Origin of the sequence: Streptomyces ochraceiscleroticus, from assembly GCF_000720485.1 — a bacterium.
GTDB classification, from domain to species: domain Bacteria; phylum Actinomycetota; class Actinomycetes; order Streptomycetales; family Streptomycetaceae; genus Streptomyces; species Streptomyces ochraceiscleroticus.
Genome location: NZ_JOAX01000042.1, coordinates 1 through 19744, shown reverse-complemented (window position 1 = coordinate 19744; position 19744 = coordinate 1). Strand labels below are relative to the sequence as shown.

Here is a 19744-nt window from a genome sequence, read left to right as displayed (position 1 = left end):
GCGGGAGGCGTGCGGCGGAGGCACGGTGCGCGGGTTACGCAGCGTTAGGGCGGTGGGAGAAGGCGGGAGGCGGTGGGTGGCGGTGGCCTCCGGTACGGCCGTCGACGGGGCCTGGCGAGGGCGGCGGCGAGGGTGGCGGCGTGTCCGGACGGTGGGCCTCCGGTACGGCCGTCGACGGGGCCCGGCGAGGGTGGCGGCGTGTCCGGACGGTGGGGAGAAGCGCGGCGGCCCCGCTCCGGGAGTTTCCGGAACGGGGCCGCCGCAAGGCCGCCTGGGGCTGAACTGCCAGGTCAGGAGGGCTGGGCCGGGGACTCGGCGTCGCGCAGCAGGCAGGTCAGGCGGGCGCTGCAGACGCGCTTGCCCTGCTCGTCGGTGATGGCGATCTCGTACGTCGCGGTGGAGCGGCCGCGGTGCACGGGGGTGGCGACGCCAGTGACCAGGCCGGTGCGTACGCCGCGGTGGTGGGTGCAGTTCAGGTCGACGCCGACGGCGAGCTTGCCGGGGCCACCGTGGAGCATGGCGCCGACCGAGCCGAGGGTCTCGGCGAGGACGGCGGAGGCGCCGCCGTGCAGCAGGCCGTAGGGCTGGGTGTTGCCTTCGACGGGCATGGTGCCGACGACCCGCTCCGGGGCGGCCTCCACGACCTGGACGCTCATCCGCGTGCCGAGGTGGCCGGCGGAGAACAGGGCGGGCAGGTCCAGGCCCTGCCCGGCCCACTGGTCGAGGACTTCCTGGGGGAACGCGGTCGTGGTCTGCTCGCCCATGGCGTACGGCTCCGTTCGCTTGCGCTGCTCGTCGTGTCGCTGTTCGTCGGTGTCCGGATGGGGTGGCCGTACGCGTACGGGGCCGGCCCGGACCGTGGGCGGCCGGGCAGGGCGTCGTGCCGCCCTCAGGCTACTGAGCGCGCGCTCAGTTCGGGGGTACGAGGGCTGTGCGGCTCATCACTGGCCCGGCCCGCCGCGGGGAGGCCCGGCGATGGCCGCGCCCATGGCTGCCGCCGGGCCCCACCGGGCCCTTCGTGCCGCGGCGAGGCCGGGCACGACCGGGCCCGGGGCGGCTGTCAGAGCCCGGTCGGCTCCAGCCTGACGACCACGGACTTCGAGGCGGGGGTGTTGCTGGTGTCCGCGGTGTGGTCCAGGGGGATCAGGACATTGGTCTCCGGGTAGTACGCGGCGGCGCAGCCGCGCGCCGTCGGGTAGTGGACGACCCGGAAGCCGGGGGCGCGGCGCTCGCTGCCGTCGGTCCACTCGCTGACGAGGTCGGTGTAGGCGCCGTCGGCGAGGCCGAGGGCGCGGGCGTCCTCGGGGTGGACCAGGACCACGCGGCGGCCGTTCTTGATGCCGCGGTAGCGGTCGTCGAGGCCGTAGATCGTGGTGTTGTACTGGTCGTGCGAGCGCAGCGTCTGCAGGAGCAGCCGGCCTTCGGGGGCGGCGGGGAACTCCACCGGGGCCGCGGTGAAGTTGGCCTTGCCGGTGGCGGTGGGGAAGCTGCGGTCATCGCGCGGAGCGTGCGGCAGCGCGAAGCCGTCCGGGCTCGCGACGCGGGCGTTGAAGTCCTCGAAGCCGGGGACGACGCGTGCGATGCGGTCGCGGATCGTGGCGTAGTCCTTCTCGAACTCCTCCCACGGTATGCGGCTGTCCTCGCCGAGGACCTTCCGGGCGAGGCGGCAGACGATGGCCGGCTCGGAGAGCAGGTGGGGGCTCGCGGGCTCCAGGCGGCCGCGGGAGGCGTGCACCATGCCCATGGAGTCCTCGACGGTGACGAACTGCTCGCCGCTGCTCTGGAGGTCCTTCTCGGTGCGGCCGAGGGTGGGCAGGATCAGCGCGCGGGCGCCGGTGACGGCGTGCGAGCGGTTGAGCTTCGTGGAGACGTGGACGGTGAGGTTCGCCCGGCGCACGGCGGCTTCGGTGACCTCGGTGTCGGGGGTGGCGGAGACGAAGTTGCCGCCCATGGCGAAGAAGACCTTGGCCTGCCCGTCGCGCAGCGCCCGGATGGCCCGTACGACGTCGTAACCGTGCTCGCGGGGCGGCGCGAAGCCGAACTCCTTCTCCAGGGCGTCCAGGAAGGCGGGCGCGGGGCGCTCGAAGATGCCCATCGTGCGGTCGCCCTGGACGTTGCTGTGGCCGCGTACGGGGCAGACGCCGGCCCCGGGGCGGCCGATGTTGCCGCGCAGCAGCAGGAAGTTGACGACCTCGCGGATGGTGGGAACGGAGTGCTTGTGCTGGGTGAGGCCCATCGCCCAGCACACGATCGTGCGCTTCGAGGCGAGGACCATGCGCAGCGCTTCGTCGATCTCGGCGCGGGTCAGGCCCGTGGCCCGCAGGGTCTCGTCCCAGTCCAGACCGTCGCCCGCGGCGGCGGCGAACTCCTCGAAGCCGTGGGTGTGCTCCCGGATGAAGTCCTCGTCGAGCGCGCCGTCGGTCTGGAGGAGGAGGTGGTTCAGCGCCCGGAAGAGGGCCTGGTCGCCGCCGAGCCGGATCTGCAGGAAGAGGTCGGTGAGGGAGGTGCCGCCGCCGGCCAGGCCGCGCGGCGTCTGCGGGTTCTTGAAGCGCTCCAGGCCGGCCTCGGGCAGCGGATTGACCGAGATGATCTTTGCGCCGTTGGCCTTGGCCTTCTCCAGGGCGCTGAGCTGGCGGGGGTGGTTCGTGCCCGGGTTCTGACCGGCGACGATGATCAGGTCGGCCTTGTACAGGTCCTCCAGGGAGACGCTGCCCTTGCCGATGCCGATGGTCTCGGTGAGGGCCGAGCCGGAGGACTCGTGGCACATGTTCGAGCAGTCGGGGAGGTTGTTCGTGCCGTACTCGCGGGCGAAGAGTTGGTACAGGAACGCGGCCTCATTGCTCGTGCGCCCGGAGGTGTAGAAGACGGCCTCGTCGGGGGAGGAGAGGCCGGTCAGCTCCTCGGCGACGATGTCGAAGGCGCGCTCCCAGGGCACGGGGGCGTAATGGGTCGCGCCCTCGGCGAGGTACATGGGCTGGGTGAGGCGGCCCTGCTGGCCGAGCCAGTAGCCGCTGCGGCCGGCGAGGTCGGCGACCGAGTGGGCGGCGAAGAAGTCGGGCGTGACGCGGCGCAGGGTGGCTTCCTCGGCGACGGCCTTGGCGCCGTTCTCGCAGAACTCTGCCGCGTGCCGGTGGTCCGGGTCGGGCCAGGCGCAGCCGGGGCAGTCGAAGCCTTCCTTCTGGTTCACGCGCAGCAGCGTCAGGGCCGTGCGCTTCACGCCCATCTGCTGCCGGGAGATGCGCAGCGCGTTGGTGATGGCGGGCAGGCCGACGGCCGAGTGCTTCGGGCCGCTGACCTCGGGCGCGTCCTGTACCGGGTCCGACTCGGGTGCTTTGCCTGCCATGGCGGTCTCCCTGGGTGCCGATGATGCTGAGCTGCCGTGCGCGAGCAGCCGCTCTGTATTTCACCATTCAGGCATCCGGATCATGCATGGAACAAGTCTCCATGCGTTCCGTCCGCCTGTGATCGATCCTGCCACGCGCCACCGACCGTCGGCCGGTCGTCCACAGGACGTGATGGTGAGGGTGATGACGTTGTCCACAGGCACCCGCCGGGAACGGCCGGAGCGGCCGTCGCGGCAGGGATTGTCAGTGGGGCGTGGCAGGATCGGGGGCGTGGCAGCAAAGGCAGCGAAGAAGAGCGAAACGACCGGCAGCGAGACGGCGGAGGGAGGGCGTCCCCGGCTGCTCCTGATGGACGGGCACTCCATGGCGTACCGGGCGTTCTTCGCCCTGCCCGCGGAGAATTTCACCACCGCCACGGGGCAACCGACGAATGCCGTGTACGGCTTCGCCTCGATGCTGGCGAACACCCTGCGCGACGAGGCGCCCACCCACTTCGCGGTGGCCTTCGACGTGTCGCGCAAGACCTGGCGCTCGGAGGAGTTCCCCGACTACAAGGCCAATCGTTCCAAGACCCCGGACGAGTTCAAGGGGCAGGTGGAGCTGATCGGCGAGCTGCTGGACGCCATGCACGTGAAGCGCTTCGCCACGGACGGCTTCGAGGCGGACGACATCATCGCCACGCTCGCCACGCAGGCCACCGAGCAGGGTTTCGAGGTGTCCATCGTCACGGGTGACCGGGACGCCTTCCAGCTGGTCAGCGAGCACGTCACGGTGCTCTACCCCACCAAGGGCGTCTCGGAGCTGACCCGCTTCACCCCGGAGAAGGTGTTCGAGAAGTACGGCCTGACCCCCGCCCAGTACCCGGACTACGCCGCGCTGCGCGGCGACCCGTCGGACAACCTGCCGGGCATCCCCGGTGTCGGTGAGAAGACCGCCGCGAAGTGGATCAACCAGTTCGGTTCGTTCCAGGAGCTGTGCGAGCGGGCCGAAGAGGTCAAGGGCAAGGCCGGGCAGAACTTCCGCGACCACCTGGAGGCCGTGAAGCTCAACCGCCGGCTGACCGAGATGGTCCGCGACGTGGAGCTGCCCTGCGGCCCCGCCGAGCTGGTGCGCGAGGGGTACGACCGGCAGACCCTCACGGTGTTCCTGGAGGCGCTGGAGATCCGTAACCAGGGTCTGCGCGACCGCCTGCTGGCCGTCGACCCCGGAGCCGAGGACGCCGCGGACACCACCGAGCCCGTGCCGGGCGTCGAGATCGACGGCCTCGTCGCGGGCGCCGGGCAGCTCGCCCCCTGGCTCGCCGAGCACGGCAGCGCTCTCCTCGGTGTCGCCACGGTCGACTCCTGGAAGCTGGGCAGCGGCTCGGTCGCCGAGGTCGCCCTGGCCACCGCCGCGGGCCCCGCCGTCTGGTTCGACCCGACGCAGCTGGACGAGGCCGACGACCGGGCGTTCGCCGCCTGGATCGCCGACCGCGAGCGCCCGAAGGTCATGCACAACGCCAAGGGCCTGATGCGGATCTTCCCCGAGCACGGCTGGGAGATCGACGGCGTCACCATGGACACCGCCCTCGCCGCGTACCTGGTCAAGCCCGGCCGGCGCTCCTTCGCGCTGGACGCGCTCTCCGTGGAGTACCTCGGCCGTGACCTGGCCCCCGCGGCGGCCGGCGACGGCCAGCTGGCCTTCGGTGCCGACGAGCAGGCCGAGGCCGAGGCCCTGATGGCCAAGGCCCGTACGGTCCTCGACCTCGGGGCCGCCTTCGAGACGCGCCTGGAGGAGGTCGGCGCCGCCGACCTGCTGCGCGACATCGAGCTGCCCACCAGCGTGCTGCTGGCCCGCATGGAGCGCTCCGGCATCGCCGCCGACCGCGGCTGGCTGGAGCGCATCGAGCAGCAGTTCGCGGCCGCCGTCCAGCAGGCCGTCACCGAGGCGCACGCCGCCGCGGGACACGAGTTCAACCTCGGCTCGCCCAAGCAGCTCCAGGAAGTCCTCTTCAACGAACTGGGCCTGCCCAAGACCAAGAAGACCAAGACCGGCTTCACCACCGACGCGGACGCCCTCGCCTGGCTCGCGGCGCAGACCGACAACGAACTGCCCGTGATCATGCTGCGCCACCGTGAGCAGGCCAAGCTGCGCACGACGGTCGAGGGCCTGATCAAGACCATCGCCGCGGACGGCCGCATCCACACCACGTTCAACCAGACGGTGGCCGCGACCGGCCGGCTCTCCTCCACCGACCCCAACCTGCAGAACATCCCCGTCCGCACGGACGAGGGCCGCGCCATCCGCCGCGGCTTCGTGGTCGGCGAGGGCTATCAGACGCTGCTGACCGCGGACTACAGCCAGATCGAGCTGCGCGTGATGGCGCACCTCTCCGAGGACGAGGGCCTCATCGAGGCGTTCACCTCCGGCGAGGACCTGCACACCACGGTGGCCTCGCACGTCTTCTCGGTGCCCAAGACCGAGGTCGACCCCGAGATGCGCCGCAAGATCAAGGCGATGTCGTACGGGCTGGCGTACGGCCTCTCGGCGTTCGGCCTGTCCCAGCAGCTGGGCATCTCCCCGGACGAGGCCCGCAAGCTCATGGACAACTTCTTCGAGCGCTTCGGCGGCGTGCGCGACTACCTCCAGGACGTCGTCGACCGGGCCCGCGCCACGGGCTACACCGAGACCATGCTCGGTCGCCGCCGCTATCTGCCCGACCTCAACAGCGACAACCGCCAGCGCCGCGAGATGGCCGAGCGGATGGCGCTGAACGCCCCGATCCAGGGCACCGCGGCGGACATCGTCAAGATCGCGATGCTGCGTGTCGACGAGGCGCTGACCGCCGCCGGGCTCACGTCCCGGATGCTGCTCCAGGTCCACGACGAAATCGTGGTCGAGGTGGCGCCCGGCGAGCAGAAGAAGGTGGAGGAGCTGGTACGACGCGAGATGGCCGGTGCCGTCGAGCTGCGCGCCCCGCTGGACGTCTCCGTCGGCTCGGGCGGGGACTGGGAGTCCGCCGCGCACTGATGCGTGACGAGGCGGCCGGGGGCCGGTGAGGGACGGAGCTGCCCTCACCGGCCCCCGGCCGCTGTCTCTTCCGCCGGGGCGGCAGCGGCCCGCGTACGGCGGCGGTCGTTCAGACGGACCGCCGCCGCCCACACCGGGAGCGCCACGCCCAGCCCGGCGCCCGCCCCGAAGAGCGCCGTCGGCACATAGTCGAACCACGTCGCCGCCCCGCCGTACACCGCATGCGCCCGCAGCACCCGATGCCAGGCCGCCAGTAGTACGCACAGCGTCAGCAGTGCGCAGCACAACAGCCGCGCCCGATTGCCGAGCACGGGCAGCCCCTCGGGGACGGCGCCGGTCGGCGCCCGATGGAGCGCGGAGCACACGAACCACCCGAGGGCAGCGAGTGCGACCGCTGAAGTGCCGTACTGCACGTACGCGTACACCGGCCACCCGGCGACCGGCTCCTGCAGTACGGGCAGCTGCCGGACACCCCAGCGTCCGGGGTGGGTGAACGCGTCCCACACGATGTGCGTGAGCGCGCCGAGCACCGCGGAGTACCAGAAGCGCAGCGCGAACCGCCCACGGGACAGCCCCTGCCGCTGACCTGGGCCGGTGACCAGCGCGCCCACCCTGCCCCGCCACGTTGCCGGCAACAGCGCGAGCAGTGGATCGCGCAGCAGCAGCCAGCACCCCACCAGAAGCGCCGCGCAGAGCGTGTCCACGGTGAGAACACCGGCCGGCGCGTGCGTGAATTCTCCGAAGGCCATCGCACCGGGCACGACCGTGTCGGCGAAGTACGTCAGGTCCGGCGCGAAGGACCCGGCGACGAGCGCGGACACCAGCAGCGGCCCGCGCGCCGTACCGTTGCGGCGTACGGCAGGCAGCACCGCCGCGGCATGACTGAGTGTGAACGGCATGATCTCTCTCCTGACCGGACCCGACCGTTGAGCATGATCGAGTGATCGATTCGAGGCAGTATGCCGGATGTGAGCAGATGGTGATGGCGAGCCGGGAACGGTAGCTGCGCGCGGGGAGTTGTCGTAGTGTCGCGTGCGTTGGAGCGCCGAGAGCGCGACACCGTGCATCCAGCGCGGTGGGTCAACGCTGAGGGGGAGTAGGACACATGGCAGCCAAGTTCGGCCGACGGCTCCGCAAAGGAGCGGCCTCCAGTGTGGTGGTGGCGCTGGCCCTCGCCGCGCTGACCGCCTCCCAGGCGCCCGACTCCGCCGACGCCGCCGGGAGTTCCCGCGAAGCCCCCCGGGGCGACACCCCCATCGACGGCGACTCCTCGTACTTCACCGACCTGCCCCCGCTCGTCAGCCCGCGGCCCGGCAAGGAGCAGGGCGGGGACGGTCCCATAGCCACCGGCCCCGCGGAGGCCGGCATACCGGCGACCGTGCTCGCCGCGTACAAGGAGGCCGAGGCGTCCCTCGCCCGCTCCCACCCCGGCTGTCACCTCCCCTGGGAGTTGCTCGCCGCGATCGGCAAGGTCGAGTCCGGGCAGGCCCGCGGCGGCGCGGTGGACGAGAGCGGCACGACGCTGCGTCCCATCCTCGGCCCCCAGCTCAACGGCAACGGCTTCGCCCGGATCACCGACACCGACCGCGGCCGCTTCGACAATGACACCACCCACGACCGCGCCGTCGGCCCCATGCAGTTCATCCCCTCCACCTGGGCGAGGTGGGGCACGGACGCCAACGGCGACGGCGCGAGCGACCCCAACAACATCTACGACGCTGCCCTGTCGGCCGGCCGCTACCTGTGCGCGGCCGACCGAGACCTGTCGGTCCAGGCGGATATGAACCGCGCGATCCTCGGCTACAACCACTCCGAGGAGTACCTGCGCACGGTGCTGTCCTGGTACGAGTACTACCGCAAGGGCACGCACGAAGTGCCCGACGGCGCCGGCGTCCTGCCGACCGGACCGCGCACCGGCGGTTCCGGCGCCGGAGGCAGCGGCTCGGACAAGGCCCGCTCCGGGGATGCGTCGAAGGACGGTAAGGACCAGGACTCCCGGAAGGACACCGAGGCCGGAAAGGACGCCGACGGCACCCCGGGGAAGGACGGCGACGGGGCGGAGTCCGGCGGCGGCACCGGCACCGACGGCGGGACGAGGCCCGAGCCGAGCCCCGCGCCCGGCGACGGCCCGGGTTCCGGAGACGGCTCGGACTCCGAGGACGGTTCGTCGCCCGGTACGACCCCGGGCGGCACCAACGAGTCGCCCACGCCGACACCCTCGCCCACCCAGCCCGCGCCCCTCGCCTCTCTCGAGCGCATGGGGGACAAGGAGGTGAGCGCCACCGCCGGCGACTCGTTCGCCGACCGGCTCCGGGTGCGCGCGAAGAACACCGTGGACCGCACGGTCTCCGGCGTGAAAGTCCAGTACGAGATACGCGGCGACGGCGACACCCGCTTCGAGGGCGGCGCCGCCAAGGTCACCGTGACCACGGACAAGGACGGTGTCGCCACCGCCCCGGCGCTGATCGCGGGCGAGAAGGCCGGGGCGTACACCGTCCGCGCGACGGCGGTGGGGCGTGCCGTGCCGGCCACCGACTTCACCGCGACCGTCAAGGCCAGGCCGCAGGCCGACGCCCTGGCCCGCACCTCCGACAAGGAGATGCAGGCCGCGGAGGGCGCCTCCTACGCCGATCCCATCGAGGTGAAGGCGACCTATCAGGGCAAGGCCGCCGCCGGCGTGGCCGTCACCGCCACGATGATCGCCGGGGACGCCGCCGACGCCGCGAAGGCGGAGCAGAACACCGAAGGCCCGTACTTCAAGGACGCCAAGGGCGCGCCGATACGCACGCTCACCGGCCTGAAGACCGACGCCGACGGCCTGCTGAAGCTGCCGGAGATCTTCACCGACAGCCACTCCGGCACATACAAGCTCCGGCTCACCACGGCTGGCGGAGCGGTGCTCCTGGTGGACCTCAAGGTCGGCTGACGACCGCACGTCAGCACGGTACGCGGGAAGGGGGTGCGGCGCTCAGGCGTCGCGCCCCTTCCGTATGCGGTGCCGTTCCGAGTGTTCTCAGTGTTCTCATCTCCGCCGCCCGTTGCTACGGTGCCCCAGCCCCGACCACCTGACGCCGCGTCAGTTCCGGCGGGGAGCCCCGCAGTCGAACGGGAGGCCCAGGATGCGTGCCCTCACAGCAGCCGCGATCGGGCTGGCCGCTGCCCTGGCCCTGGTCTTCACCATGACGGCCGTCGGCGCCCCCGAAGGGCGCACGTTCCCCGAGCCGTTGCGGACCACCGTCCCCGAGCACCCCTGAGGGGCCGCCGCCATGCGCCGTAAGTCCAGCCTCGTCCTGCTCGCCCTCGCCGTCTTCTGTACCGTCCTGGCCCCGCTGACGCGGTGGTACGCCTTCCCCCGGCTCGCCAAGATCCCGCCGAGCCAGTACCAGGAGATGGTCCTGGAAGCCAAGCCCGCCACCCTCATCGACTACGGCACCATGAAGGCCAAGCGGGTCCCGAAGATCAGCATCGTGCAGACGCTGAAGGGCAACGTCGAAGCCTCCGAAGAAGTCGAACGCACGGCCGGCCGCGACGTCGTCGTCTGGGACGCGCTGTCCTACGTGGCCGGCCCCGACGGCAAGATGGTCTCCGAGATCCCCGAGCGCTACATCTTCGACGCGCACACCCAGGAACCCGTGCACGCGAAGGGCGAGGCGGTCGACGGCGAGCCGGTGCGCCGCGACGGCATCGAGTACAAGTGGCCCTTCCTCACCGAGAAGCGCGACTACAGCTACTTCGACGCCCAGACCCGCACCTCGGCGCCCATCCACTACAAAGGCACCCGCCGCTTCCAGGGCCTCGACGTCTACTACTTCGAACAGACCATCCCCTGGACCAAGGTCCCGCTCCCCAAGAAGATGCCGGTCAAGGGCGTCACCCCGGAAGCCGTCGAGAAGATGGGCACCACGCGCTGGTACACCACCAAGCGGATGTTCTGGGTGGAGCCGGTCACCGGCGCGCCCGTCAACGGCGAGGAGATCCACAAGGAGGAACTGCGCGGCGGCGACCTGCTGCCCGGCGGCGACAAGGTCACCGCGTTCGCCGGACACGTGAAGATGCGCGCCGACTACCTGGCCGCCACCGTCGACCTGGTCTCCTCCCAGCGTACCCTCGTCCTGCTCCTCACCAGCTACCTGCCCTGGAGCCTTCTCACCACGGGCGCCGCGCTCCTGGCCATGAGCCTGTACCTGGAGGCGCGCGGACGGCGCACGGGAGGGCGCGCCATGGCCGCCTGAGCACCCGCGGCGCCGCTGTCAGCCCTGGCGCGCGCCGTCACGCCGTTGCATCCGGGCCTTCGTATGACGTGTCGGCTCGGCCGTCGCCGGATCCTCGGGCCACGGGTGCTTCGGATAGCGGCCGCGCAGCTCCGCCCGCACGGAGCGGTAGCCGTCGCGCCAGAAGGAGGCGAGGTCGGCGGTGACGGCCGCCGGGCGCCCCGCGGGCGACAGCAGATGAACCAGTACCGGCACCCGGCCGCCCGCCACCCGCGGCGACTCCCGCAGCCCGAACATCTCCTGCAACTTCACCGCCAGCACCGGCTGATCACCGCCGTACTCCACCCGGACCCGCGAACCGCTGGGCACCTCGATGCGCTCCGGCGCCAGCTCGTCGAACCGCGCCGAATCGCCGCTCGCCCACGGCAGCAGCCGCGACAGCGCCTGGCCCGCGTCGATCCGCGCCAGGTCGGCACGCCGCCGCGCCCGGCCCAGCTCCGGCTCCAGCCACTCGTCCCGGCGCGCCAGCAGCGCCTCGTCCGCGACATCCGCCCACGGAGCACCCAGCTCCCGGTGCAGGAACGCCATGCGTTCCCGGAGCGAGCGCGCCCCCTCCGACCAGCGCAGCAGCCCGAGCCCTTCCCTGCGCAGCCCGTCCACCAGCGCCTCCCGTACGAGCGCCGGGTCCGCGTCCCGCAGCGGCCGGGACACCAGCTCGATCGCGCCGAGCCGCGCCACGCTCCGCGCGACCACGTCGCCGTCCGCCCAGCCGACCTCCTCGGCCGAGGCGTACAGCGCCCCCGCGGCCGCCCGCGCCGTCTCCTCGTCGATCACGGCAGCGAGCCGCACCCGCGCGGACGCCGCCGTCACGGGCCGGTCCGCGACCGCCACCGCCAGCCACTCGGCGCTCCGCAGCCGCGACCCTTCCCCGGCCTCGGCCCCCGTCCCCGAAGCCATCACGTACGAACCCTCACCGCGCTTGCGGGCCACCCGCTCAGGGAAGGCCAGCGCCGCCACGACCCCGGCCACGGCGTCATCGCTCTCCCCGCGGGCCACCGTGGCGGTCGTGCCGGGCGCCTGCGCACGGCTGTCGGGGGCGCGCACGGCGCCGTCCGGAGCGCCCCCGGTACCCGACGCGCCGGACAGTGCCGAGGCCAGCCGCCGGGACTCCTGCCGCCACCGGCCGGCGTACGCGTCCCGCCCGCGGCGGGCCGTGCGCCAGGCGTCGGTGAGATCGTCGCCGTACTCGCGCGGCGGCTCCTCGCTCAGCAGCGCGACGACCTCGGCGGCCCGCCGCGCGCCCACCTGCGCCGCGCCGTCCAGCAGGGCCCGCGCCAGCCGCGGATGCAGGCCGAGCCGGGCCATCCGTACACCGCGCTCCGTCGCCCGCCCGGCCGCGTCCACCGCGCCCACCGCGGTCAGGACGTCCCGCGCCGCCGCCATCGCCCCGGCCGGCGGCGCGTCCAGCAGCGCAAGTCCCGCGGCGCCCGGATCGCCCCAGCACGCGGCCTGCAGCGCGAACGCCGTCAGGTCCGCGACCTTGATCTCCGGGGACGGGAAGCGCGGCAACCGCCCGTCCTCGCCCTCCGACCAGCAGCGGTAGACCACGCCGGGCGCCTCGCGCCCCGCGCGGCCGGCCCGCTGCCGCGCAGCCGCCTGGGACGCCCGTACCGTCGTCAGCGCGCTCAGCCCCCGCGCGTGATCCATCCGCGGCTCGCGCGCCAGCCCGCAGTCGACCACCACGCGCACCCCGGGCACCGTCAGGCTCGACTCCGCCACCGACGTGGCCAACACGATCCGCCGCCGGTCCCCCGAACCGGCCAGCACCGCGTCCTGCACGGCGGCCGGCGCCCGGCCGTGCACCTGCAGCACCTCGACCCCGGCAGCGCCCTGATCCGCGAGCTGCCCCGCCACCCGCGCGATCTCGCCCACGCCCGGCAGGAAACACAGCACATCCCCCTCCCGCTCGCGCACCGCCCGCCGCACCACCGACGCCACATGCGTGAGCAGCGCCGGGTCCACCCGCATGCCGTGCGCCGGGCGCACCGGCCGCTCCGGTGGCGCCCACACCGTCTCCACCGGATGCGACACCCCCTGCGCCGCCACCACCGGCGCGTCCCCCATCAGCCGCGACCAGCCCTCCGCGTCCGTCGTCGCCGAGGCCGCCACCAGCCGCAGCTCCGGCCGCAACGCCTCCCGCACGTCCAGCAGGAACGCCGCCGCCGTGTCCGCGTCGAGATGCCGCTCGTGGCACTCGTCCAGTACAACGATGTCCACGCCCGGGAGTTCCTGATCACGCTGGAGCCGCTGGAGCAGGACGCCCGTCGTCACCACCTCTACGACAGTGCGCGCCCCCACCGCACGCTCCCCGCGCACGGTGAACCCCACGCGCTCGCCCACGCGCTCTCCGAGCAGCCACGCCATCCGCCGCGCCGCAGCACGCGCCGCGATCCGCCGCGGTTCCGCGACGATCACCTTGCGTACGGGCGCACCGTCCTTCGTCAGACCCGCCAGCGCCAGCGGCACCAGAGTGGTCTTGCCGGTCCCCGGAGGCGCGCACAGGACGGCGGTCCCGGCGCCCTCCAGCGCCTCCTGAAGGGCGGGCAGCGCGGACCGTACGGGCAGAGCATCGAGTTCATCGCGGCGGATCACCCGCCCAGTGTCTCGCGGGGCCGACGGCCTACCGGAGGCGCTGTGACGCTGCCCATCGGGGAAGAGCGCTGTGATGCTGCCTCTCGGGGAGAGCTTCGGGACGGCCTACAAGGACGGCAGCCCGCCTATGGGTCCCGTCGGCACACGAAGATGGCAGTACCCGGGATCAGCCCGCCCCGAAGGGGCGACCAGCCGCCCCACTCCTGGGTGTTCCACGCCGGCCACTCCGGCTCGATCAGGTCCTCCAGACGGAAACCCGCGGCCACCACGTCACGCACCCGGTCGCCCAGGGTGCGGTGGTGCTCCACGTACACCGCGTTGCCCTGCGCGTCCTGCTCCACGTAGGGCACGCGGTCGAAGTAGGACGCCGCGACGGACAGCCCCTCGGGGCCGGGCTCGTCGGGGAAGGCCCAGCGGATCGGGTGCGTCACCGAGAAGACCCACCGGCCGCCCGGCCGCAGCACCCGATGCACCTCGCGGAAGACCCGTACCGGATCGGCCACGAACGGCACCGCACCGTACGCCGAGCACGCGAGATCGAAACTGCCGTCCGCGAAAGGAAGCACCCCGGCGTCGGCCTGCACGAGAGCCACACCCCGCGCCTCCGTACCGTCCGCCGGGAGGTCCCCGCCGATCCGGAGGGCGTGCTGCAGCTGCCGGTGCGAGAGGTCCAGCGCCACCGGGTGCGCCCCCTGTGCCGCCAGCCACCGCGAACACTGCGCCGCGCCCGCACCGATCTCCAGGACGCGCAGTCCCTTGAGGTCTGCGGCCGGGCCCAGAAGGCCGGCTTCCGCCTCGTCCAGCCCCTCGGGACCCCATACGAAGCGGTCGTCCCCCAGGAACGCGCCGTGCTCGCTCTGGTACTCGTCGGCGTTCCGGTCCCACCAGCCGCGGCTGGCCCGACTGCTCTCCGCCTCCCCGGTGGTGCGCCGTACGGCCTCGGCGTCGTCCCAGGCCGCGGAGTCGGTGACTGGGGAGTCGTCGTGTTGGTTCATCGCGCCCGTCGTCGTATTGTTCGTTAAAGCTTGTAGTTTCTGAGGTTCACGGGGCCGGCTGTTCGCAGTCCTGTGAGGATCTTCGTCAGGCCCCTGTGGCCTGCGACGGCAAGGCCGAGCGGCTCTTCTCGCGCCCGGCGTGTGCCGGTTATGAGGCGATCCGCCCGCGGTGTGGGCCTTCGCGCATTGACCGTGTCCGGCTGCCCCCGTATGCTACAAGTTGCGCTGCGGGCCTGCGCACCTCAGACGGAGCAGGTCGCGCTCGCATCTGTTGCATGTCCCCTCGGTTTCGAGGCGCTGACCGGGTTTCTCGGAAATCCGGAGCGCGCCTCATTGCTGTCGACTTCTGCAGAAGCGATAAAGGCTCTCGGCGTAGCAGTACCTACGACTTCAATGTCCGTACCGGAGCCCTTTCCCACATGACGAGCAGCACCGAGACCACCGCCACCACCCCGCAGGTTGCGGTCAACGACATCGGTAACGAGGAAGCCTTCCTCGCCGCGATCGACGAGACGATCAAGTACTTCAACGACGGCGACATCGTCGACGGCGTCATCGTGAAGGTCGACCGGGACGAGGTCCTGCTCGACATCGGTTACAAGACCGAAGGCGTCATCCCCAGCCGCGAGCTCTCCATCAAGCACGACGTCGACCCGAACGAGGTCGTCGCCGTCGGTGACGAGATCGAGGCCCTGGTTCTCCAGAAGGAGGACAAGGAAGGCCGCCTGATCCTCTCGAAGAAGCGTGCCCAGTACGAGCGCGCCTGGGGCACCATCGAGAAGATCAAGGAAGAGGACGGGATCGTCACCGGTACCGTCATCGAGGTCGTCAAGGGTGGTCTCATCCTCGACATCGGCCTCCGTGGCTTCCTTCCCGCCTCCCTGGTCGAGATGCGCCGCGTCCGCGACCTTCAGCCCTACGTGGGCAAGGAGCTCGAGGCCAAGATCATCGAGCTGGACAAGAACCGCAACAACGTGGTCCTGTCCCGCCGTGCCTGGCTCGAGCAGACCCAGAGCGAGGTCCGCCAGACCTTCCTCACCACCCTCCAGAAGGGTCAGGTGCGCTCCGGCGTCGTCTCCTCGATCGTCAACTTCGGTGCCTTCGTGGACCTGGGTGGCGTCGACGGTCTGGTCCACGTCTCCGAGCTGTCCTGGAAGCACATCGACCACCCCTCCGAGGTCGTCGAGGTCGGCCAGGAGGTCACGGTCGAGGTCCTGGACGTCGACATGGACCGCGAGCGCGTGTCCCTGTCGCTCAAGGCGACCCAGGAAGACCCGTGGCAGCAGTTCGCCCGGACCCACCAGATCGGTCAGGTCGTCCCGGGGAAGGTCACCAAGCTCGTTCCGTTCGGTGCGTTCGTCCGCGTCGACGAGGGCATCGAGGGCCTGGTCCACATCTCCGAGCTGGCCGAGCGCCACGTGGAGATCCCGGAGCAGGTCGTCCAGGTCAACGACGAGATCTTCGTCAAGGTCATCGACATCGACCTCGAGCGCCGCCGCATCAGCCTCTCGCTGAAGCAGGCCAACGAGTCCTTCGGTGCCGACCCGTCGGCGGTCGAGTTCGACCCGACCCTGTACGGCATGGCCGCGTCCTACGACGACCAGGGCAACTACATCTACCCCGAGGGCTTCGACCCCGAGACCAACGACTGGCTCGAGGGCTACGAGGCGCAGCGCGAGGCGTGGGAGAACCAGTACGCCGAGGCGCAGCAGCGCTTCGAGCAGCACCAGGCCCAGGTCATCAAGTCGCGCGAGGCCGACGAGCAGGCTGCGGCCGAGGGCGCTGCGGCGCCGGCGGCCGGTGGCCAGGGTGGCGGCGGCGGCAACGTCTCCGGCGGCTCGTACTCCTCGGAGTCGGCGGACAACTCCGGCGCCCTGGCGTCGGACGAGGCCCTTGCCGCGCTCCGCGAGAAGCTGGCCGGCGGCCAGAGCTGAGCAAGCTCACCGCTAGGCGCTAGCCGATAGCGACACGAAGGCCCGCTCCCTTTGGGGGCGGGCCTTCGCGCTGTCCGGCTGGCTGTCGTTCGGCTGCCGCCCGGCTGTCCTCGTACGGCGAGAAACGTGTGCGACACAGGCGGCTGGTGAGGCCGTAACAGCACGCTGCGAACATCCCTGACTCCGGTAGAGGCCGGGCAGCCGAGGGGAGTTCGTATGAGTGCGGTCAACAGGCGGGACTTTCTGCGGACGGTGGGCATCAGAACGAGTGCACAGTCCTGGAGGCCAAGGACCGTACCGGTGGCCGCCACTTCACCGTGCGGGCCGGCGACACCATCACTGCCGATACCGATCCGGACTGGCCACCTCCTTCTCCCACAACTGGCGCCGGGCACCGCACCTGGAAGCCGCCTGGCACCACCTCAACGGCGGTCCGGACGACGCCGCCTTCGCCGCCCTGAACGTTCCTGCAGGCCGCGTCCACTTCGCCGGTGACCACCTCAGCCACACCGACGCCTGGCAGCACGGCGCATTCTCCTCGGCGCGAAAAGTGGTGATGGCGCTGCACGAGCGGGTGATGACGTAAGGGCGGGGAATGCCCGAGCCCTGTACCGCGTTGTGCGGGGCGGACATCGAGGAGGAGCGGTCACTGTGTTGGATCCCCAGGATTTGTACGAATGGGAGCCGAGCGGGCTCGCGGCGGTCGACGCGATAGCCTCCCGCGACTCCGCCGGGCTGGTGCTCCTGTACCACTTCGACGGCTACATCGACGCCGGTGAAACCGGTGACCAGATTGTCGAGACCCTCCTGGAGGGACTGCCGCATCAGGTCGTCGCCCGCTTCGACCACGACCGGCTGGTGGACTACCGGGCCCGCCGCCCGATGCTCACCTTCGACCACGGTCAGTGGTCCTCGTACGAGACGCCCAGCATCGAGCTGCGTCTCGTCCATGACGCCACGGGCGCGCCCTTCCTGCTGCTCTCCGGTCCCGAACCGGACGTGGAATGGGAACGCTTCACGGCGGCTGTACGAGAGACCGTCGAGCGGCTGAACGTACGCCTCTCGGTCAGCTTCCACGGCATCCCGATGGGCGTCCCGCACACCCGCCCCGTCGGAATCACCCCGCACGGCAACCGCACCGACCTGACCCCGGGCCACCGCGACCTCTTCGAACAGGCGCAGGTCCCCGGCAGCGTCGAAGCGCTGATCGAGTACCGCCTCGCGGAGGCCGGACACGACGTACTGGGCGTCGCCGCCCACGTACCGCACTACGTCGCGCGCTCCGCCTACCCGGACGCCGCGCTCACCGCGCTGGAGGCGGTCACCGCCGCGACGGGCCTGGTCCTGCCGAGCGCCGCGCACACCCTGCGTACCGAAGCGCTGCGCACCCAGGAGGAGATCGAACGGCAGCTCTCGGAGGGCGACGAGGAGCTGGTCGCGCTGGTCAGCGGGCTTGAGCACCAGTACGACGCGGCGGCCGGCGCCGAAACCCGCGGCAACCTCGTGGCCGAGCCCGCCGAACTCCCGTCCGCCGAGGAAATCGGCCGCGAACTGGAAGCCTTCCTGGCCGACCGGGAACGGGACATGGGAGACGGGGGCATGTGAGGGAACGCTGGGAGGGGGAGGGGCGTTTGACGGGGTGAGGGTTCGGGAGGGGGCGAGAGGGGCTCGCGAGGGGAGCTGTCCGGCGCAGGCCGGGCTTGGGGCAGGCTCGGCTCCGGGGGTGGGTCCGGCTCTGGGCGGGGGCCGGGGTGCCGTATAGCGTGGGGTCCATGGTGAAGGTGGGGCTTACAGGCGGCATCGGTGCAGGCAAGAGCGAGGTATCGCGGCTGCTCGCGTCGTACGGCGCGGTGATCGTGGACGCGGACAAGATCGCGCGGGAGGTCGTCGAACCGGGCACGCCCGGTCTCGCCGCCGTCATCGAGGCGTTCGGTACGGACGTACTGACGCCGGACGGGACCCTGGACCGGCCCAAACTGGGCGCCCTCGTCTTCGCCGACCCCGACCGGCTCAAGGCGCTGAACGCCATCGTGCACCCCCTCGTCGGTGCCCGCTCCGCCGAACTGGAGGCCGCGGCCGGCCAGGGCACGGTGGTCGTCCACGACGTACCCCTGCTGACCGAGAACGGCCTCGCGCCTTTGTACGACACGATCGTCGTGGTCGACGCCGCCCCCGAAACCCAGCTGCGGCGGCTGGTCACGCTGCGCGGCATGACCGAGGACGAGGCGAAGGCCCGCATGGGCGCCCAGGCCACGCGGGAGCAGCGCCTCGCGATCGCGGACCACGTCATCGACAACGACGGTCCGCTGGAAGCCCTGGAGCCCCAAGTACGTGAGATCTGGGAGCGGCTGCGGGCCCGCTGAGACCCAGCGGTAGCCTCACGCCATGACTGCTTCCGATCTGGCCCCCGCATCGTTCGTCGTCAACGTCCCCGGCATCCCGGACGCCGAACTGGAGCCCGAAGCGCTCGACCCGGACCAGATCCTCTCCGGCGATCCGGTCGTCACCGGAAAGGTGCTCTGGGAATCCCCGGACGGCAAGCAGGTCCGCGGCGTCTGGCAGATCACGCCGGGCGTCGTGACCGACATCGAGGCCAACGAGCTGTTCGTGGTGGTCTCCGGCCGCGCCACCATCGAGATCGAGGGCGGCTCGGTCCTCGAGGTGGGCCCCGGTGATGCTTGCTTCCTGCGGGAGGGGGATCGGACTCGGTGGACGGTGCACGAGACGCTGCGGAAGGCTTATCAGGTTAGTTTGTAGGGCGCTGGGCTGGGCTGGGCTGGGCTGGGTCTTGGGGTTGGGCTTCGGCTTTTTGCGGGTGTGGTGGGGGAGTTTGCTGTGCGGCGTCCGAGGGTTGCGCTGCGCTGGTAGGGCGCGCGGTGCGCGCCGCGCGCAGCCAATGCTGTGGCGAGCCTCGGGAATGCGGTGACGACCGGGCTTGTTGTGCCCCACGTAGCGACCGGGCGGTCGTCGATACGGGCTGCCCGTCGGCGACGAACCACCTGCTCGTGGTCGGTGACGAACCATCTGCTCGTGGCCGAGTCGCCGGTGCACAAGCCGCCGGTACCCCAACGGTACGCGGCGAGTCCGTACGTGTCGGAGAGGAGACGGCCGTGACCGAGCGCACCCCCGAGACGCATGTCATCGACTTCCGGGCAGCCGAACAACTGCTGGCGGCGCGCGATCCACGGGGCGCGGTACAACTCCTGGACCCGGTCATCGCCGCTCATCCGGAGAACACCGCCGCCCGACTGCTACGAGCCCGCGCCTTCTTCCTGGCCGCTCAACTTCGCCCCGCCGAGCTGGAGTTCCAGGTCGTCCTGGAACGGGAGCCCGACAACGCGTTCGCCCACTTCGCCCTGGGCCGCACCCTTGAGCGCGCCAACCGCCCGGACGAGGCGCTGCGCCACTTCCGACTCGCCGCCGCGCTCGACCCCCGCCCGGACTTCATCGAAGCAGCACGATTTCCGCTGCCGGGGGGTGATGCGGGGGAGTGAGGGTGGGCGCCGTTCTTTGCTCGGGGCTTGCCTTTGGTGCTGGCGCTTTCTCCGGCTCGGAGTTCCGCGCCGCCTCCGGGGGCCCTCCCCCCCCACCCCCACCCC

Annotated in this window: 14 protein-coding genes and 1 pseudogene; 10 read left to right on the top strand and 5 right to left on the bottom strand. The window is 71.6% G+C overall.

Going from position 1 to position 19744, the window contains the following annotated elements; all coding sequences use genetic code 11:
- Positions 1-290: 290 nt before the first annotated feature.
- Together IG84_RS0134735 and IG84_RS0134730 are read right to left on the bottom strand one after the other, a co-directional pair.
- Positions 291-764, bottom strand: a complete 474-nt coding sequence (locus IG84_RS0134735) for a PaaI family thioesterase (protein WP_031066587.1) — start codon at positions 762-764, stop codon at positions 291-293.
- Between the two features lie 296 nt (positions 765-1060).
- Complete coding sequence (locus tag IG84_RS0134730; protein WP_031066581.1) at positions 1061-3343, bottom strand: FdhF/YdeP family oxidoreductase; 2283 nt, start codon at positions 3341-3343, stop codon at positions 1061-1063.
- A gap of 271 nt (positions 3344-3614) precedes the next feature.
- On the opposite strand from IG84_RS0134730, the gene polA reads away from it, so the two are divergent.
- Positions 3615-6353, top strand: a complete 2739-nt coding sequence (gene polA, locus IG84_RS0134725; RefSeq protein ID WP_031066577.1) for a DNA polymerase I — start codon at positions 3615-3617, stop codon at positions 6351-6353.
- Positions 6354-6397: 44 nt separating this feature from the next.
- Here the strand turns inward: polA and IG84_RS0134720 are convergent, their stop codons facing one another.
- Entirely contained in the window at positions 6398-7252 is an 855-nt protein-coding gene (locus tag IG84_RS0134720) for a DUF4184 family protein (protein ID WP_031066568.1), read from the bottom strand.
- A 206-nt stretch (positions 7253-7458) separates the two neighbouring features.
- On the opposite strand from IG84_RS0134720, the gene IG84_RS0134715 reads away from it, so the two are divergent.
- The 3 genes from IG84_RS0134715 (at position 7459) to pgfA (ending at position 10585) form a co-directional block, all read left to right on the top strand.
- Positions 7459-9279, top strand: a complete 1821-nt coding sequence (locus tag IG84_RS0134715) for a lytic transglycosylase domain-containing protein (RefSeq protein WP_031066567.1) — start codon at positions 7459-7461, stop codon at positions 9277-9279.
- Between the two features lie 193 nt (positions 9280-9472).
- Positions 9473-9607, top strand: a complete 135-nt coding sequence (locus tag IG84_RS40910; protein WP_107054027.1) for an SPW_0924 family protein — start codon at positions 9473-9475, stop codon at positions 9605-9607.
- 12 nt (positions 9608-9619) lie between these two features.
- The gene (pgfA, locus tag IG84_RS0134705) at positions 9620-10585 is read left to right on the top strand and encodes a cell envelope lipid trafficking protein PgfA (protein ID WP_031066565.1); all 966 of its coding nucleotides are present in this window, start codon (positions 9620-9622) and stop codon (positions 10583-10585) included.
- A gap of 18 nt (positions 10586-10603) precedes the next feature.
- Here the strand turns inward: pgfA and hrpB are convergent, their stop codons facing one another.
- Positions 10604-13216 carry an ATP-dependent helicase HrpB gene (hrpB, locus tag IG84_RS0134700; protein WP_031066564.1) on the bottom strand — a complete coding sequence of 871 codons (2613 nt, stop codon included), beginning with the start codon at positions 13214-13216 and terminating at the stop codon, positions 10604-10606.
- Positions 13217-13341: 125 nt separating this feature from the next.
- The gene (locus IG84_RS0134695; RefSeq protein ID WP_031066560.1) at positions 13342-14211 is read right to left on the bottom strand and encodes a class I SAM-dependent methyltransferase; all 870 of its coding nucleotides are present in this window, start codon (positions 14209-14211) and stop codon (positions 13342-13344) included.
- Positions 14212-14630: 419 nt separating this feature from the next.
- On the opposite strand from IG84_RS0134695, the gene rpsA reads away from it, so the two are divergent.
- From rpsA to IG84_RS0134670, 6 genes and pseudogenes are all read left to right on the top strand, one after another.
- Entirely contained in the window at positions 14631-16145 is a 1515-nt protein-coding gene (gene rpsA, locus IG84_RS0134690; RefSeq protein ID WP_031066558.1) for a 30S ribosomal protein S1, read from the top strand.
- 343 nt (positions 16146-16488) lie between these two features.
- Positions 16489-16731 (top strand): annotated as a pseudogene (locus tag IG84_RS40905) (FAD-dependent oxidoreductase); the annotation flags it as partial.
- Positions 16732-16796: 65 nt separating this feature from the next.
- Positions 16797-17750 (top strand): PAC2 family protein, encoded by a 954-nt coding sequence (locus IG84_RS0134685; RefSeq protein WP_031066556.1) that lies wholly within the window; start codon positions 16797-16799, stop codon positions 17748-17750.
- A gap of 167 nt (positions 17751-17917) precedes the next feature.
- On the top strand, positions 17918-18508 hold the full coding sequence (coaE, locus tag IG84_RS0134680; protein WP_031066554.1) for a dephospho-CoA kinase: 591 nt from the start codon (positions 17918-17920) through the stop codon (positions 18506-18508).
- A 22-nt stretch (positions 18509-18530) separates the two neighbouring features.
- Positions 18531-18902 carry a cupin domain-containing protein gene (locus IG84_RS0134675; RefSeq protein ID WP_031066542.1) on the top strand — a complete coding sequence of 124 codons (372 nt, stop codon included), beginning with the start codon at positions 18531-18533 and terminating at the stop codon, positions 18900-18902.
- Between the two features lie 353 nt (positions 18903-19255).
- Positions 19256-19639 carry a tetratricopeptide repeat protein gene (locus IG84_RS0134670; protein WP_031066540.1) on the top strand — a complete coding sequence of 128 codons (384 nt, stop codon included), beginning with the start codon at positions 19256-19258 and terminating at the stop codon, positions 19637-19639.
- Positions 19640-19744: the final 105 nt, after the last annotated feature.

What these genes read in the sequence shown, in the direction of transcription:
- IG84_RS0134730 (WP_031066581.1), bottom strand. Translation starts at nt 3,343, where the DNA reads ATGGCAGGCAAAGCACCCGAGTCGGACCCGGTACAGGACGCGCCCGAG.
- IG84_RS0134720 (WP_031066568.1), bottom strand. Translation starts at nt 7,252, where the DNA reads ATGCCGTTCACACTCAGTCATGCCGCGGCGGTGCTGCCTGCCGTACGC.
- IG84_RS0134735 (WP_031066587.1), bottom strand. Translation starts at nt 764, where the DNA reads ATGGGCGAGCAGACCACGACCGCGTTCCCCCAGGAAGTCCTCGACCAG.
- rpsA (WP_031066558.1), top strand. Translation starts at nt 14,631, where the DNA reads ATGACGAGCAGCACCGAGACCACCGCCACCACCCCGCAGGTTGCGGTC.
- IG84_RS0134715 (WP_031066567.1), top strand. Translation starts at nt 7,459, where the DNA reads ATGGCAGCCAAGTTCGGCCGACGGCTCCGCAAAGGAGCGGCCTCCAGT.
- pgfA (WP_031066565.1), top strand. Translation starts at nt 9,620, where the DNA reads ATGCGCCGTAAGTCCAGCCTCGTCCTGCTCGCCCTCGCCGTCTTCTGT.
- coaE (WP_031066554.1), top strand. Translation starts at nt 17,918, where the DNA reads ATGGTGAAGGTGGGGCTTACAGGCGGCATCGGTGCAGGCAAGAGCGAG.
- IG84_RS40910 (WP_107054027.1), top strand. Translation starts at nt 9,473, where the DNA reads ATGCGTGCCCTCACAGCAGCCGCGATCGGGCTGGCCGCTGCCCTGGCC.
- IG84_RS0134675 (WP_031066542.1), top strand. Translation starts at nt 18,531, where the DNA reads ATGACTGCTTCCGATCTGGCCCCCGCATCGTTCGTCGTCAACGTCCCC.
- IG84_RS0134695 (WP_031066560.1), bottom strand. Translation starts at nt 14,211, where the DNA reads ATGAACCAACACGACGACTCCCCAGTCACCGACTCCGCGGCCTGGGAC.